General features: G+C 64.3%; 11 protein-coding genes. 1 reads left to right on the top strand and 10 read right to left on the bottom strand.

Features of this window, described 5'->3' with window-relative positions:
* Nucleotide 1: 1 nt before the first annotated feature.
* The 7 genes from C4S71_RS12215 to C4S71_RS12185 form a co-directional block, all read right to left on the bottom strand.
* A complete protein-coding gene (locus C4S71_RS12215) occupies nucleotides 2-1,990 on the bottom strand; it encodes a polysaccharide biosynthesis protein (RefSeq protein ID WP_103969299.1) in 1,989 nt (662 codons plus the stop codon).
* A 28-nt stretch (nucleotides 1,991-2,018) separates the two neighbouring features.
* A complete protein-coding gene (locus tag C4S71_RS12210; protein WP_103969298.1) occupies nucleotides 2,019-3,098 on the bottom strand; it encodes a phytase in 1,080 nt (359 codons plus the stop codon).
* A gap of 13 nt (nucleotides 3,099-3,111) precedes the next feature.
* Entirely contained in the window at nucleotides 3,112-4,284 is a 1,173-nt protein-coding gene (locus C4S71_RS12205) for an O-antigen ligase family protein (RefSeq protein WP_103969297.1), read from the bottom strand.
* Between the two features lie 21 nt (nucleotides 4,285-4,305).
* A complete protein-coding gene (locus C4S71_RS12200) occupies nucleotides 4,306-6,108 on the bottom strand; it encodes an ABC transporter ATP-binding protein (protein WP_103969296.1) in 1,803 nt (600 codons plus the stop codon).
* Between the two features lie 6 nt (nucleotides 6,109-6,114).
* Nucleotides 6,115-8,370: a polysaccharide biosynthesis tyrosine autokinase gene (locus C4S71_RS12195; protein ID WP_103969295.1), complete on the bottom strand. Its 2,256-nt coding sequence runs from the start codon at nucleotides 8,368-8,370 to the stop codon at nucleotides 6,115-6,117.
* A gap of 42 nt (nucleotides 8,371-8,412) precedes the next feature.
* On the bottom strand, nucleotides 8,413-9,594 hold the full coding sequence (locus C4S71_RS12190; protein ID WP_103969294.1) for a polysaccharide export protein: 1,182 nt from the start codon (nucleotides 9,592-9,594) through the stop codon (nucleotides 8,413-8,415).
* 389 nt (nucleotides 9,595-9,983) lie between these two features.
* The gene (locus C4S71_RS12185) at nucleotides 9,984-10,421 is read right to left on the bottom strand and encodes an arsenate reductase/protein-tyrosine-phosphatase family protein (protein WP_103969293.1); all 438 of its coding nucleotides are present in this window, start codon (nucleotides 10,419-10,421) and stop codon (nucleotides 9,984-9,986) included.
* Between the two features lie 152 nt (nucleotides 10,422-10,573).
* Here C4S71_RS12185 and C4S71_RS12180 point away from each other — a divergent pair, with 152 nt between their 5' ends.
* Nucleotides 10,574-11,323, top strand: coding sequence for a DeoR/GlpR family DNA-binding transcription regulator (locus C4S71_RS12180; RefSeq protein WP_086510577.1), 750 nt, complete (start codon nucleotides 10,574-10,576; stop codon nucleotides 11,321-11,323).
* A 342-nt stretch (nucleotides 11,324-11,665) separates the two neighbouring features.
* Here the strand turns inward: C4S71_RS12180 and C4S71_RS12175 are convergent, their stop codons facing one another.
* Genes C4S71_RS12175 through ubiT form a run of 3 tightly spaced genes read right to left on the bottom strand, consistent with a single transcriptional unit; the run spans nucleotide 11,666 to nucleotide 15,104 of the window.
* Complete coding sequence (locus C4S71_RS12175) at nucleotides 11,666-12,421, bottom strand: ribonucleoside-diphosphate reductase (RefSeq protein ID WP_086510581.1); 756 nt, start codon at nucleotides 12,419-12,421, stop codon at nucleotides 11,666-11,668.
* Between the two features lie 51 nt (nucleotides 12,422-12,472).
* Nucleotides 12,473-14,584 carry an adenosylcobalamin-dependent ribonucleoside-diphosphate reductase gene (locus tag C4S71_RS12170; RefSeq protein ID WP_086510582.1) on the bottom strand — a complete coding sequence of 704 codons (2,112 nt, stop codon included), beginning with the start codon at nucleotides 14,582-14,584 and terminating at the stop codon, nucleotides 12,473-12,475.
* A 37-nt stretch (nucleotides 14,585-14,621) separates the two neighbouring features.
* Entirely contained in the window at nucleotides 14,622-15,104 is a 483-nt protein-coding gene (gene ubiT / locus C4S71_RS12165; RefSeq protein ID WP_103969292.1) for a ubiquinone anaerobic biosynthesis accessory factor UbiT, read from the bottom strand.
* Nucleotides 15,105-15,166: the final 62 nt, after the last annotated feature.

Genomic DNA, 15,166 nt, shown 5'->3' with positions numbered 1-15,166 from the left:
GTCAGCCCCCTTTGGCCACCGGACCCAGCATGGCCGTGAGCGTGGCGCCGGAGGGCAGCCCCGCCTGGATATGGCGAACAGCGGGCGTAGCGATCCGAGCCTGACGGGCTTGCCAGATCAGATCGGCCAGCTCGTCCGTCGGTCGGTAATCCAGCGGCGCCGCCCGCAGCAGCTGACGAATCAGGGCATGATCGGTACCGGCCAGCGCCGTTTCGAGCCTGCGCAGGAAGGCATCGAGCATCGGCCACTCCCAGTAGCGCTCGGAGCTGGTCATGATGCGGTCATGACAGGTACGCGTCGCAGCAGCGCCGATCAACAGCTCTTCATAGAGCTTTTCGCCCGGCCGCAGCCCGGTATAGACGATTTCGATATCCCCCACCGGGTCACGCTCGTCCTTCACCGAGAAGCCGGAGAGCCGAATCATGTTCACCGCCAAGTCATGAATGCGCACCGGCTCCCCCATGTCGAGCACGAAGACCTCTCCCCCGCTACCCATGGCGCCGGCCTGAATGACGAGCTGGGCCGCTTCGGGAATGGTCATGAAGTAGCGCGTGATGTCGGGGTGCGTGACCTCGACCGGCCCCCCCTGCTCGATCTGCTGGCGGAAACGCGGCACCACCGAGCCGCTCGAGCCCAGCACGTTGCCGAAGCGCACCATGCAGAAGCGGGTCTGGCTTCCCGCCCGGGCGAAAGCCTGGCAGATCAGCTCGGCCAGGCGCTTGGAGGCCCCCATCACGTTGGTGGGCCGCACCGCCTTGTCGGTGGAGATCATGACGAAGGTTGCCACACCGCCTTTCATGGCCGCCTGGGCCAGTTCGAGGGTGCCGAACACATTGTTGCGCAGGCCTTCGACCAGGTTGTACTCCACCAGCGGCACATGCTTGTAGGCCGCGGCATGATAGACGGTGTCTACCTCGAAAGTGGCGAAGATCGTCGCCAGCGCATCGCGGTGCTGCACCGATGCCAGCAGCGGCTTGAGCTCGACACCTGTGCGCATGGCCGGGTGCCGCAGCAGCTCCTGCTCGATGGCGTAGAGAGCGAACTCGCACTTGTCGAGCAGCAGCAGACAGGCCGGCTGCTGCCCCAGTATCTGCCGGCACAGCTCGCTGCCGATAGACCCGCCGGCACCGGTCACCATGACCGTCTTGCCACGGATATCGGCATCCAGCAGCTCCGGGAAGGGTGGCACTGGCTCCCGGCCCAGCAGGTCTTCCAGGGCCACGTCACGCACTTCCGACAGGCTCGCACGACCGGCGATCACATCGGCACTGCCAGGAATGGTCTTGACCGGAACGGAGAGCGCCGAGAGACGCTGCAGGATCTCCCGGCGCCGGCAGCGCGGCGCGCTGGGGATGGCCAGCAGCACCATCGCCGCCTTGTGCTCCGCGATCAGCGCCGCCAGGGCGACCGGCTGATAGACGCGCAGGCCCTCGACCAGGGCACCGTCGAGACCGCGCCAGTCGTCGACGAAGGCCACCGGCTCGAACTCGATGCCGTGCCGCAGCGCCACCGCCAGCTCGCAGCCGGCCGCCCCGGCCCCATAGATGATGACCGGACGGCACTTGCGCCGCTGATGCTGCAGATAAAGCTCACGCAGCAGGAAGCGCACGCCGCCGATCCCCAGCAGTACCAGCAGGGCATAGGTGATGATGATGGGCATCACCAGCGGGGGACTCTTGAGTTGCGTCACCAGCAATAGCACGCAGACCGATGCCATCACTGCCAGTGCCGCCCTCAGCACCGTGGTGTGGTTCATATAGCGGATCACCACCCGATACAGGCCCAGCCACTGGAACAGCACCAGGCTGATCAGGGCCACGACGAGGCTCGTCGAGCCTAGCTGCAGGTCGAGGAAGGCCGACAGACTCTCCTGGTGTAGGGCAGCCGCAAGGTGCACGCTGGCCATGACGACGAGCGCGTCGATCGCCACCAGTACGCGCCGCTTGATACAGCGTGGAAGCCGCAGCAGCGGCTGCAAGGGGATCAGCATGGCAATTCCCTCTGATTCGCATGACCTCTCACTGCGGCACTGAAAGCTCCAGGGCCTCGGCTATCTGCGCCCAGTTGAGATACTTGAAGTTCTGGTTCGTCGAAACGTTTCTGCCGCTCTGCACCACCATCAACCCCAGAGGGAAACGCTCGCCGAAGCTAAGGTCGCTGACTTCGATGCCATCGGTCTCACGCACGCTGCCGATGCCGCGTTCGCCGTCCTCGTCGATACGGAACATTCCCCGGAGGCGATAGGGTGGGCTGGCATCGAGCACGGCGAAGCGGTGATTGCCCTGGCTCGAGACGATCAGGTAGCGGTCGCCGTACAGGGCCAGCCCTTCGATGTCGGGCTTCAAAGGAGATGTCGCTTCGATCACCAGCTCGCGGCCGGTGGTCGCATCCGGCGCCGCCTGCATGACCCAGACGCCAAAGGCTTCCTCGCCGACGAACAGTAGCGAGCGCTGATCGTCTGCCACACAGCCCTCGGGCTGGGAGTCGAGCTGGAAGGAGCGCAGCAGCTCGACCTGCGGCCCCCCCTGCACGATGTCGAGGCGATGCTGGAGATAGCTGCCATCCTTGCCATTGGTGAACACATGCAGCTCTTCGCCGTGGCGGTAGAGGCAAACGCCGTAGATCTCCGACAGATCTGTCGCCACCTTGCCGATCAGGCTCACCTCTCCGCTCGCATCGATCTCGAAGACCGCCAGGCTGTCGGTGTCGCGATGGGTCGCCACGGCGATGTCTCGGCGGCGTCCGTCGAGCAGCACGTCCTGGCGCAGGTCGACGTTGTTCAACCTGCCCACCGGCAGCGACTGCACCCGCTCCCCCGCCAGGTCGTAGACCTCCAGGCCGCGCCTCTTGTCGGTACCCAGTACCAGGCTGAGCTCAGGCGCCTGGGCGTTGTACCAGATGGCCGGGTCGTCGGCGGCATCGCCGCCGCTTTCCACCGGTACCGTCTCGCCCTCGGCGCTGATGATGACCAGGGCTTGGGAGGCGGCCGGCGAAGTGGTGGCCCCGGGCCATACCAGCATCCACCCCGCTCCGACCAGGCACGCCAGGCCGATGAGATACTTGAACGACCGCCAAGAGGTCAGGTTCCGTAGGCTCATGATGGACTCCGCGTCATGATGAACTGCGTGTATAGCGTTCCGACTCCGCCACGGTCGGAGCAGCAACGGCTGAGGCCCGATGCCGCCGCCTCCCCTGCCGATAGAGATGCCAACAGATCGCCAGCATCATCCAGAACAGGGTCGAGCGAAGCCCGTTGTGGGTAATCGAATAGATCAGCGGCCCCGCCACACCCATCCAGACGTAGAGCGGCGCTCTGCTCAGCGCAATGAAGATGACGGCCAGGAACAGCCCGAAACCCGGGATGCCATAGGCAAACAGCATGTTGCCGTAGGAGGAGTGGATCTCGCTGCTGTGATAGGGATAGAAGCGCCGCCGCTCGCCCTCCGCCGCCCCCAGAATGGCGTATTCCGGGAAGTTGGCCAGGCGATCGTACTTGCGCTCCTCGTAGGCGTTCTCCACCTTGTCCGGGGCGCGATCCATGCGCGATTGCAGATTGCTCTGCACCTGGCCATCCGAGCTCAAGTTCACCATCACCACCACCCCCAGGATCAGCGGCGCCACCAGCAGCAGCCTGGCGAAACGGCGCAGCCGATCCAGATTGGCCACCACCCAGCCCAGGCCGACCAGCACCGCACCGCCCATGGCCCCCAGGGATGAAGCGGCGAGTATGCTGACCACGGCCGCCACCAAGCCGGCCAGCATCAGCGGCCGCAGCGGTGGCCGGAAATCGTCCAGCAACATGAGGATCACGATCCCGCACAGCGAGAAGTAGGCCAGCTGATTGGGATTGTTGAAGCTGCCGGTAGTGCGGTTCGCCCCGGCTCCCAGTTGCAGCAGCACCTGGCTGGCGGCGACCAGCAAGGCGATGGAGATGGCATTACGGATCAGGCTGCGCCCCGCCTCGCCCGAAACGCCAAGAAAGCGCAGCAGCGCCATGCCCACCAGGAAGTTGAAGAAGAAGAAGGCAGGGTAGATGAAGAAGGAGGTGCGCTCCATGACCAGCGTCCAGCCCAGGCTGACCAGCAGCACCCAGAGCACCATCAACGCCCAACAGATGACGAAGGACGACAGCACCCTGCCGCGATCGGTGAGCGCCAGCAGCGACATCAACACGGCAAAACCGAGCAGCAGGAAGTCGGCGGGCTGAGGCTGACCGCTGGGAAACACATACAGACTCGCCAGGCTCAGCCCGAGGAACAGCAGAATGGCGGCTAGCAGGTGCATGAGCATGCCTCGTAGAAGTGACTAGAGATTGGCCATCATGCGGAAGGTGTGGTTGTGCGCGACCAGCTCGTCGTAGGTGCCGCTGTCGATGATGCGCCCCTTGTCGAGCATGTAGATCATGTCGCACTCCTTCACCGTGGTCAGACGATGAGCGATCATCACCAGCGTCTTGCCGCCGGCAATGGCATCGATGTCGTCCATGACCCGCTGCTCGGTAATGCCGTCGAGCGCGCTGGTGGCCTCATCGAGCACCAGCACCTGCGCATTGCGATAGAGTGCCCGGGCAATACCGATGCGCTGACGCTGCCCCCCCGAGAGCTGCACGCCACGCTCGCCGACGAGAGTCTCGAGCCCTTCGGGCAGTGAGGCCAGGAGCGGCTCGAGCTGAGCCATGCGCACCGCCTCTTGCGCCCGCGCCACGTCGATCTCCTCACGCGGCACGCCGAACGCCACGTTCTCCAGCACGGTGGCATCCGCCAGGAAGATGTGCTGGGGCACGAAGCCAATGCCGGCCTGCCAGCACGGCAGGGTTGCCTCGTCCAACGCCACCTCGTCCACCAGGATCCGCCCCTGCTGGGGTTGAATCAGTCCCAGCAGCAGATCCACGGCGGTGGACTTGCCGGAGCCTGACTCCCCCACCAGCCCGACCCGGGCGCCAACCGGAATCTCCAGGCTCAGTCCGTTGAGTGCCGGCAATCGCTTGCCCGGGTAGTGAAAATGCACGTCGTCGAGGCGGATGCTCGTTTTCGCCACCAGCGGCGGCAGCGCCCCGTCGTTCCCGCGAACTTCGGCCTCGGCATGGGAGCAACTGGCCACCAGGTCGTCGCGGATCGTCTCGTAGGCCGCCAGGTTGCTGCGGATATGCGAGATGGATGCGTAGATCTTCTGATAGGCGGGCAGCATCTTGAACCCGGCCAGCGCATAGATCGACAGCGCCGGCAGGATGGTACCCAGATTGCCCTGGTGGGCATTGAGCAGATAGAGCACCAGCAGGATCACCGAACCGAAGGCGACCATCTCGATGGCATAGCGCGGCGCCTCGCTCAAGCCCTGCGATACCCCTTGGCCACGCGCCACCTGCTGGCTGGCCTTGTCGAACTGGTGCGTGAACGTGGCCTGACGACGCAGCAGCAGCAGATCCTTGATGCCGCCGAAGCCCTCCGTCATCAGCTTGAAACGCTTGGCCTGGAAACGCGACACACGCCTGCCATTGGACACCAGAAAGCGGCGCACCGTCTTGTACAGCAGCAGATAGGAGAGGATGAAGATCACGATGCCGGTCGCGGCCACCTTCGGGTTGTAGACGAAGATGGTGATTGACATGCAGGTGACCATCACCAGCTTGGCATTGAGCTGCATGAACGGGTTGACCACCCGGTTGGTGACCCGCTGGACTTCCTGAGAGGCACGGTTGATCAGCCGGCTGCTGCTGCCGCCGGCATGGAAGAGCCAGGGTTGATGCAGGTAGTAGCGATACAGCCGGCTGGAGAGCTCGGCGCCGACCCGCGCACCATAGAGCGACAGTCGCCAGGTGGTGTACATGGAGAACAGTGCCGCCACCAGCAGTACCGCCAGCACGCAGACTCCCAGCAGGGTGAGAAACCGCTCGGGGCTCTCGACACCGCTCCACCGATACGCCTGGGCCAGCCAGCCCTCGCCCTGCAAGCGGCTCATGTCACCCACCACCGCCATGAAGGGACCGATGGCGATCACGCTGGCGATCTCGGCAAAGGCCATGATGATGATCAAGCCCTGCAGCCGCAGCAGTCGACGGCGCTGGTCCGAGGTCAGCAGCGTGTACAGCTCACGTAGTTGGCTCAACATTCCCTGTCACCGATAGGCATAGATGTAGTTGCCGTAGTGGCCGTAGCGGCTGCTGGTCGGCTTCTCGAGACCATTGAGAATCGCCCCCTTGAGCCGTACCCCGGCACTCTCCAGCCTGCGCTTGGCCGCCTTGATCTCCGCCGGCGGACTGACGCCGAAGCGCACCACCAGCAGGCTGGTACCGGCCAGCTTGCCGACGATGGCAGCATCCGTGACGGCCAGCACCGGCGGCGTGTCGATCACCACCAGGTCGTAGGCCTCGCTCATCGCCTGCAGGAAGTCGTGAAAGCTGCGCTGCATCAGCAGCTCGGAGGGGTTGGGCGGTACCGTGCCGCGAGCCACGTAGTCCAGCCCTTCCACCTCGGAGGTACGGATCGCGTCGTTGAGCTCGATGCGCTGGGCCAGCAGCTCGGACAGCCCCGGCATCCCCTTGGCATGGAAAGCATGGTGCAGGCGGCCGCGACGCATGTCGGCATCGACCAGCAGCACCCGCTGCCCGGCCTGGGCACAAACGGTGGCCAGGTTGGCGGCCACGAAACTCTTGCCCGCCCCCGGCCCCGCTCCGGCAATCATCAAGCGGTTGTTACCCGCCTCGAGCATGGCGAAGTAGAGGCTGGTGCGCAGGCTGCGCAGCGCCTCGACGGCGAGCTCGGCGGGCTCCTCCACCGCTAGCAGACCGCGGAAGACGTCCTGCTGCTGCTTCGAGCCTGGCGGCCGAATGTGTCGTGTGAGCCGGGTCTGCTCCTGTGAAGCAGGCAGGGTGGCATATACCGGCAGACCGATCTCATCGAGCTGGTCGGGGCTCTTGATCGCCTGGCTCAACAGCAGGCGCAGGATGACGCCCGTACAGGCCAGCACGGCACCGATCATGGCGCTGACCAGGGTAGTGAGCGAAACCCGTGGTGAAATGGCCCCCGGTCGCATCTCGGCATTGTCGAGAATCCGCACGTTACCCACGGTGCCCGCCTTCAGCAGGCGCATCTCCTGACGCTGATTGAGCAATTGCACATAGACCTGCTGGTTGACCTGAGTGTCGCGGGTCAGGCGCAGCACCTCCTGCTGAGTCTCAGGCAGCTCACCCACCAGCCCGTTCAACCGCTCGCGCTCGGCCTGCAACTGCGAGCGCTGTCGCAGCAGCGCCTGATAGTTGGGATGCGTTGGCCGGAAACGCTCGGCCAGATCCGCCTCGGCCAGGGCGAGTTCGGTCAACTGGTTTTCGACGGCCACCATCCTGTTGAGAAGGTTCTGGGTCTCGAACGTCAGGTCGACGGAGTCGCGCTGAGCCCGGTAGCTGTTCAGCTGATTTTCCGCTTCCGTCAATTGCGCATTGACCTGGGGAATCTGCTCGTCCAGGAAGGCGATCTGCTTCTCGGCCTCCTCCGACTGTCGCTGCACGTTCTGCGTCAAAAAGACCCCGGTAATGGTATCCAGCGTCTGCTGCGTCAGCTCACGATCCGGCCCGCTGAGAAATACCTGATAGACCCCCGAGTCCTTGCCCCGCGGCACGATCATGAAGTTGCGCTGCAGCTGGCCGATCGCGCTGAGCCGGGAGACGCGACGCACCTCGAACTCGGCTCCCGGATGGGCCACCATCTGGCTGACGAAGAGTCGATAGCCTTCGTCGTTTCTGGCGGTCTCGCCGGTGCGACCACGCAGCAGCGTGGTGCCGTCCAGCAGCAGCTCGTATGTGTCGGCGCCGGTGACTCTCAGGGTGTGCCGGAGCCCCTCCCCCTGCGCCGGCAGCTCGAAGCGGGAGATGCGCAAGGACTCCCCCGCCCACACATAGGGCGAACCCGACGAGGCCAGCGCACCGGGCAGCCGCTCGCGCACGAATGTCGGCGTGAAGCGCTCGAGCCAGGCGTGCCGGACCCCGTGATTGACTAGAAAATCTCCCACCCACGGCATTCGGCGCGGCTCGATGATCAGGGTCAAATCGAGGCGGTCGACGGTCTCTCCCATGACCATGCGCGACTGCAGGATCTCCAGCTCCGCTGCCGTCGGATTTCCCACCTGCTCCCCGCCGGCCAGGGACTGCAGCAGCCCCAGAATCGCTGCGCGGTTCTCCACCTGAATGAGCGCGTCGGACTGGTAGATACGCGGTTGCGAGCTCGCATGGAAATAACCCGCCAACAGAAATACGAAAATGCTGAGGAAAATGATCTTTTTCTTGTCATTCAAAGCGTCGAGCAACTTCCTCAGACTGATATCGCCACTCTCTGCAGGCGACTGGGGTGATGCAGGTGGGTTTGGAAAAATCGTCATAGGTGGTGCCTCTCATTGACTGTGCCAGCGATGAGACAGAGTTCAAATTTCACCGACATTGTCTATGGATCTCGCCACGTCACCCGGGAGCGTTACCGAAGGGATCAACAAGGATATGACGTTGTTCCAGCGTGCCAGCGGTGCTGAAGTCACGTAGACCACATCTTGAGGATTCAACGGAAATCTCGTACCCAGCATCAAACGAGTAGCATCGCTGATATCGAGCTGATAGACCGTGGCCAATTTTTCACTTTCCGGCGGATTTCCGCGTACCACGAAAATTCCCGAGGGCTGGGCACGGCTCTCGTTCACCCCTCCCGCGCGGGCCAGAGCATCGGTCAATGACAGGCGCTCGTTGCCCAAAGGAATGGCGCCTGGCCTCAACACCTGGCCGAGCACGACCACGTTCTGATTCTCTGAGGTGGGCACGTGCAGCAGATCGCCGTCGCGCAGCAGGCGGTTCTGCGTCAGGTCACCCTGGCGCAGCATGGCGAACAGGGAAATACGCTCCTCGCGTCCGTCGCGATTGAGCAGTACGTTGTGCCAGTCGGCATCGTTACGAGCACCGCCGGCTTCGCTGATGGCATCCAGCACCGTCAGCGGCACGATGGTGAGTGGCTGCGCACCGGGCCGCTCCACCGCCCCGCTCACGTAGACCTTCTGCGAGCGGAATGCCGCAATACCCACTTCCACCTGGGGCTCGGTAATCACCTGGGAGAGCCTCCGGCTGATCAGGCCTCGCAGCTCCTCGAGGGTCATACCCGCCACCTGCACGCGCCCCACGTAGGGATAGAACATGGTGCCATCCGGCCGCACCCGGTTACCGGTTTCCGATGCCGCCCGCTCGCTGCCGGCGGGAATGGTGAGCTCGGGATGGTCGTAGACGATGACGCTGATCACGTCTCCCGGGCCAATACGGTACTCGTAGTTCTGAAGCTCCCGCTGCAGATCGGCTGGAAGAGGACGCGAGGCGGGCTCGACCAGCTGCATTCCCATGACCAGCTCAGGGGTTATCGGCTGTATGTCGACGCGTGAATCCAATGACTCTTCGAGTCGGTTGTGGTTGATATGCCCCCCCGGAGCCAAGGCACATCCCGCTAATGAGAGCATCAGAATCAATAAGAAAAGGGACAAGGTAAGCCTTGCCGCTGCAGTACAGGTGGTGCGACCATCCGGTCCGCCGGAAGCGCATATAGATGGACTTCCCTCAATGATCGTAGTCATTGCTCGATCCCCCTCAGGATCCCCGTGACACGCTACCGCCCCGGATTCATGGCAGCCATCCGAAGCCTGAACTTTTCCCGTCCTTATCAGTTCGTCACATCATGATGCAAAATATACATTTCGTTACATTGGCATCCACAAGAGCATGACAAGATGATGATGACGAAGATACATTTAGGTTACATGGACGTTTCGGTGTGGCCAGATGGTTTTTGCCTCAGCCAGATGCTGAAAATTGGCGGCAAAAAAAGACTCAGAAGAAAAATCAGCCAAGGGGATGAAGAGGGTGAAAAACGTCAGCCGGTGGCGTTAGAACCACTACTGAGGGGAGGAGACGAAACACATACCGAGGTCGTTGCAAAACCCTGCGCAGCAGGGCCGTTGACCGCTCAAAGTCGCGGGATCCAGGTATCGCTGGCATCGCCCAGGAGCCGATGCACCCGCTCGAACACCGCCGGCGAACGACCATACGGATCGGGAATGTCCAGCCCTTGCCCCTGCGCCAGCCAGTGCCCCAGGCGCATGACCTTTCCCATCGCCTGGGGCCAGCGCTCGGTGACTTCGCGGCGCTGGCCTTCGCTCATTACCAGTACCAGGTCGGCCTCGGCCAGCTGTTGGTCATCGAGCTGGCGGGCACGATGCTCCCTGACGTCGATCCCGTCGGCCTCGGCCAGATGCAGCGCCTCCGGTGCCACGCCGCGACCGGCCAACGCGGCCAGCCCTGCCGATGCCACTCGGCAGTGGGGCAGGCGTCGCTGAAGCATTGCCGCAGTCACGGGGCTGCGACAGACATTGCCGCGACACACCACCAGGATGGAGCGAATCATGACGGCACCGCATGCGCATGGAGAGAGAACATGCCAGGACTATAGCGCCTGGCGACTGCGGGAGTGGAAAATACTCGTCGCCTGGCTCAGCATAGGGCCAGCCAAAGCGATCTTCGAGTCAAGTCGTGGAGTGTGAAGTTGGAGAGCAGCGAATGAAAGACCGCAGCGCCATGCGCTTGGCCCGTCTGCAGCAGGCGCTGGCCGGTGGCGGCACCCTCCCCCTCGGCGAGGCCGCTCAGATGTGCGGCGTCTCCGAGATGACCATTCGCCGTGACGTGGCCGCAAGCGACGGCGCCATGATCCTGCTCGGTGGACGCCTTGTGATGGCCAATCACTATGCGCCGGTGTATGACCTCGACCAGCAGCAGGACAGCCACGCCCTGGCCAAGCGCAGGCTCTGCGAACGGGCCGCCGGCTTCATCGAAGACGGCGACACCCTGTTCATCGACTGCGGCACCACCCTGCTGCCCCTGGCGGGCCTGCTCGGCGAGCGCCGCCAGCTTACCGTGGTGACCTACGCACTCAATGTCGCCAATGCCGTGAGCCTGATACCCGACGTACGCCTGGTACTGCTGGGCGGCCTCTATCACACCACCTCGCACTCCTTCGGCAGCGACGACATGAGCGCGGCGATCAAGCGCCTGGGCATCAATCGCGCCTTCATTTCGGCCGCCGGGGTACACGCCGAGCGCGGCGTGAGCTGCTTTCACTTCCACGAGGTCGCCCCCAAGCAAGCCGCCATCGCCTGCGCCGAGCAGCGCCTGCTGGTGGTGGACGAAAGCAAGATCGGCCAGGTGCGCCCGGCCTACTTCGCCCGCCTCGACGACTTCGACGTGGTCATCACCGACGGCGACATGGCGCTACCGCCGGCCAACGGCGGCCCCAGGATCGTCGCCGCCTGACCCGGACACGACGAAGCCGGAACAAGTCCGGCTTCTGGGGGCATAGCATGTCCGTGCAGACAGTTTCAGAAAGTGCTGGTCAGCTTGGCGAGCGAGATGAAGCGGCTATGTTCGTTCCCGACGAACCAACGCACTTCCCACATCCCTGTGGGTCGCAAGGCGCACGGAGCGCAGTACCGAGCGAAGCGACAAACAGCCGTAGGCTGGCCCCGAAGGGGCGAGAAGCCGAAGGCTGCGAGTCAACCGGAGCCTATGGGGTATAGGTGAGGATTCCGACGGTCCGACGCTTCGGCACCGCGCAACGCAGCGACTCGCTCGCGCAGCCAGCTGTACAGTGCTTTCTTAGCCGCACTTGGACCAGCCACAGCCCGCATAGCAGGTCGGGCAACCATCCATCATGATCAGCTCGCCGCGGCACTCCGGGCAGTGGCCCACCACCGTGGGGCCGTCGCCCTTCTCGTCGGCGACTGCCGCCTTGGCCTGCTTCTCGGCCTGCGCCTCCTCTTCCGGGGTGGGCGGCTGCCAGGGATGACCGTGGGTCAGGCGGTGGGCGTAGCGGCGTACCAGCTCCTCCACCGGCACCTGGTTGCCGTCCTGATCGAGGAAGCCGCGGCGGTAGAGGATCTGCTGGATCGACCAGGCGATGGCGGCCACTTCGGAGTCGTGGAACATCGGCTTGCCCCAGCGGTTCATGCCGCAGCGCACCAGGCCCTTGTCCCACGCCACCTTGCGCAGGTCGGCCACCGCCTGGGTGACATAGCCGCCGCGGGCGGCCAGCGACAGGCTGCGCATGGTGGCGGTGATCCACTGGTGCTCGCTGGAGAGCTGGCCGGAGGGGAAGAAGAACTCCACCGGGCGCTCGATCACCACGCGCTTGCCGTCGAGCACGCCTTCCACCGGCATGAAGGAGACCAGCAGGTAGACCTTCTTGCGGCCTTCGGCGCCGACGTAGGAGATCTTCTCGGAGACGGCCTCCAGCGTCCCTTCCGGGCGCGAGGGAATGCGTACCGTGAGCGGGTTCTCGTCGGCCAGCGGCGCCTCTTGCACCGCCTTCTTGACGCTGTAGGAAACGATCTTGGACTTGATTTCGACGGCCATCAGTTGGCTCCTCCAATACTTGTCTTCATGACGCAGAAACGGATCGAGCGGTTACCACTTCCCATAGGTACCCTCTTTTAGTGCGTCATAGAGATTGGCCGCGTTGTGCTCTTCGCCGTCGTAAACCACCTTCTCGTCGCCGGCCAGCTCCAGCGTCTCGCCGTTCTCCAGCTCGAACACGTAGGTGGTGTTCTTGAGGTCGTCCTCGCGCACCAGCACGCCCTGGAACGCCTCGGGATTGAAGCGGAAGGTGGTGCAGCCCTTGAGCTTGCTCTCGTAGGCGTCCAGGTAGAGGTCCTTGAATTGCTCGAAGGGGAACTCGGTGGGCACGTTGACCGTCTTGGAGATCGCCGAGTCGACCCACGCCTGGGCCGCCGCCTGCACCGCCACGTGCTGGGTCGGGGTGACCGCATCGGCGGTGATGAAGTAGTCCGGCAGGTCGCTCTCCACCGCGTCGCTGGCAATGAAGTGGCGGTAGGCGGCGAGCTCGAAGGAGACCACCTCCACCTGCTCCTTGGTCTTCTTGCCCGACTGGATGACGTTGCGGAAGTAGCGGTGCGAGAACGACGGCTCGATGCCGTTGGAGGCGTTGTTGCCCAGCGACAGCGAAATGGTGCCGGTCGGCGCGATGGAGCTGTGGTGGGTGAAGCGCGCGCCGTGCTCGGCCAGCGCCGCGACCAGCTCCGGCTCCACCTCGGCGACCTTCTGCATGTAGCGGCTGTAGCGCGCGTGCAGGATGCGCCCCGGCACCTTGTCGCCGATCTCGTAGCCGTCCTTCGCCAGCTCCGGGCGCTCGCGCATCATCTTCGGCGTGATCTCGAAGTCCTCGGCGAGTATCGGCGCCATGCCCTTCTCGCGGGAGAGTTCCAGCGCCTGCTTCCAGCCCTCGATGGCCAGGTTGCGGCTCACCTCTTCGGTGAAGGCCAGCGATTCGGCGGAGCCGTAGGGGATCTTGAGCATGGTCAGGGTCGAGCCGAGGCCGAGGAAGCCCATGCCGTGACGGCGCTTGGCCTCGATCTCGCGGCGCTGGCCGGGCAGCGGCAGGCCGCTGATCTCGACCACGTTGTCGAGCATGCGGGTGAAGATCGCCACCACTTGGCGGTAGCGCTCCCAGTCGAAGCGCGGCTTCTTGCCGAAGGGGTCGATGACGAAGCGGGTCAGGTTGACCGAGCCCAGCAGGCAGGCGCCTTCCGGCGGCAGCGGCTGCTCGCCGCAGGGGTTGGTGGCGCGGATCTCCTCGCAGAACCAGTTGTTGTTCATGCGGTTGACCTGGTCGATCAGGATGAAGCCCGGCTCTGCGAAGTCGTAGGTGGAACGCATGATGGTGTCCCACAGCTCGCGGGCCTTGATCACCTCGACGATGCGGCAGGCCACCCGCCCCTCGGCGTCCACCGTGTAACCCTCCTCGACCACCGGCCAGTCGCGGTAGATCAGGTCCTCGGGCTTGACGTCATCCTTCTCGCCGGCGTGCAGCGGGAAGGCCAGCGGCCAGTCGGCGTCGTTCTTCACCGCCTCCATGAACTCGTCGGTGATCAGCAGCGAGAGGTTGAACTGGCGCAGCCGACCGGCTTCGCGCTTGGCCTCGATGAAGGTGCGCACGTCGGGGTGACCGACGTCGAAGGTGCCCATCTGCGCACCGCGGCGGCCGCCCGCCGAGGCCACGGTGAAGCACATCTTGTCGTAGATATCCATGAACGCCAGCGGGCCGTTGGTGCCGGCGCCGGCGCCGAACACGAAGGCGCCCTTGTGGCGCAGGGTGGAGAACTCATAGCCGATGCCGCAGCCCGCCTTGAGGGTCATGCCGGCATCCACCACCGAGGAGAGGATGTCGTGCATGGAGTCGCGGATGGTGCGCGAGACGGTACAGTTGATCAGGCTCACCGCCGGCTTGTAGTCCTCGGCGCCGGCGTTGGACATGATGCGCCCGGCCGGAATGGCACCGTTCTCCAGCGCCCAGCGGAACTTGGGCAGCCACTCCTCGGCCTTGTCGCCTTCCACCGCGGCGAGGGCACGCGCGACGCGCTCCCAGGTCGCTGCCACATCCTTGTCGACGGGGCGGCCATGACGATCCTTGAGCCGATACTTGGAGTCCCAGATATCGCGTGAGGGCGCTTGCATAGGCACCTCGAGGGATGTCTTGACGGCCTTGGTGGAAGTACTCATGCAGGAATCTCCAGTAAGGGTCAAAAATTCGAATCGTTCAACGTTCCTGGCGCGCCATGCGCTCGAAGCGCGCCAGCCATTCGCCGAGCCGGCCCTGGGCCAGGCCCTCCTCGCGGCTGTCGAGCAGGTTCTTGACCATCAGGCCGAGCTCGGTGTCGCCCTCGATCACCAGGCGGCGCTGGAAGAACAGGGCGTCGGGATCCTCGCGCCGGGTCGCCAGGCACAGGAATTCGCGCCAGCCGCCGCGAATGGTGGCCTCTCCCAGCTCCGGGCTGAGCCGGAAGCGCTCGTCTTCGAGAGTCAGCGTCAGTGCCACGCCCAGGTCCTCGATGTGCAGCGAGATACGCCGCCCTTCGAGCACATCGAACTCGCCCTCGGCCAGGGGTTCGGCGAAGGTGCGGTTGAGCAGCGGCTCGATCAGCTGGCGCTTCAGGACAAGCGGCACGCGAGGGTCGATGGCGCGAATCAGGCGGGTCGGGGCGGGCGGACGTGGCAAGCGCGACAGGGATAGCGGAAGCATAGCGACTCTCCGGTGGAGCGAACCCATGGATTCGGTGCGGCCAGGTGGCCATGAAACCGATC

This window comes from Billgrantia desiderata, from assembly GCF_900108215.1.
GTDB classification, from domain to species: domain Bacteria; phylum Pseudomonadota; class Gammaproteobacteria; order Pseudomonadales; family Halomonadaceae; genus Halomonas; species Halomonas desiderata.
Note: the sequence above shows the minus strand (reverse complement) of the source record. Positions and strands in the feature narration are given on the sequence as shown.

Excerpts from the sequence above, each read along its gene's own strand:
- C4S71_RS12215 (WP_103969299.1), bottom strand. The coding sequence starts at position 1,990 with ATGCTGATCCCCTTGCAGCCGCTGCTGCGGCTTCCACGCTGTATCAAG.
- C4S71_RS12210 (WP_103969298.1), bottom strand. The coding sequence starts at position 3,098 with ATGAGCCTACGGAACCTGACCTCTTGGCGGTCGTTCAAGTATCTCATC.
- C4S71_RS12205 (WP_103969297.1), bottom strand. The coding sequence starts at position 4,284 with ATGCACCTGCTAGCCGCCATTCTGCTGTTCCTCGGGCTGAGCCTGGCG.
- C4S71_RS12200 (WP_103969296.1), bottom strand. The coding sequence starts at position 6,108 with ATGTTGAGCCAACTACGTGAGCTGTACACGCTGCTGACCTCGGACCAG.
- C4S71_RS12195 (WP_103969295.1), bottom strand. The coding sequence starts at position 8,370 with ATGACGATTTTTCCAAACCCACCTGCATCACCCCAGTCGCCTGCAGAG.
- C4S71_RS12190 (WP_103969294.1), bottom strand. The coding sequence starts at position 9,594 with ATGACTACGATCATTGAGGGAAGTCCATCTATATGCGCTTCCGGCGGA.
- C4S71_RS12185 (WP_103969293.1), bottom strand. The coding sequence starts at position 10,421 with ATGATTCGCTCCATCCTGGTGGTGTGTCGCGGCAATGTCTGTCGCAGC.
- C4S71_RS12180 (WP_086510577.1), top strand. The coding sequence starts at position 10,574 with ATGAAAGACCGCAGCGCCATGCGCTTGGCCCGTCTGCAGCAGGCGCTG.
- C4S71_RS12175 (WP_086510581.1), bottom strand. The coding sequence starts at position 12,421 with ATGGCCGTCGAAATCAAGTCCAAGATCGTTTCCTACAGCGTCAAGAAG.
- C4S71_RS12170 (WP_086510582.1), bottom strand. The coding sequence starts at position 14,584 with ATGAGTACTTCCACCAAGGCCGTCAAGACATCCCTCGAGGTGCCTATG.
- ubiT (WP_103969292.1), bottom strand. The coding sequence starts at position 15,104 with ATGCTTCCGCTATCCCTGTCGCGCTTGCCACGTCCGCCCGCCCCGACC.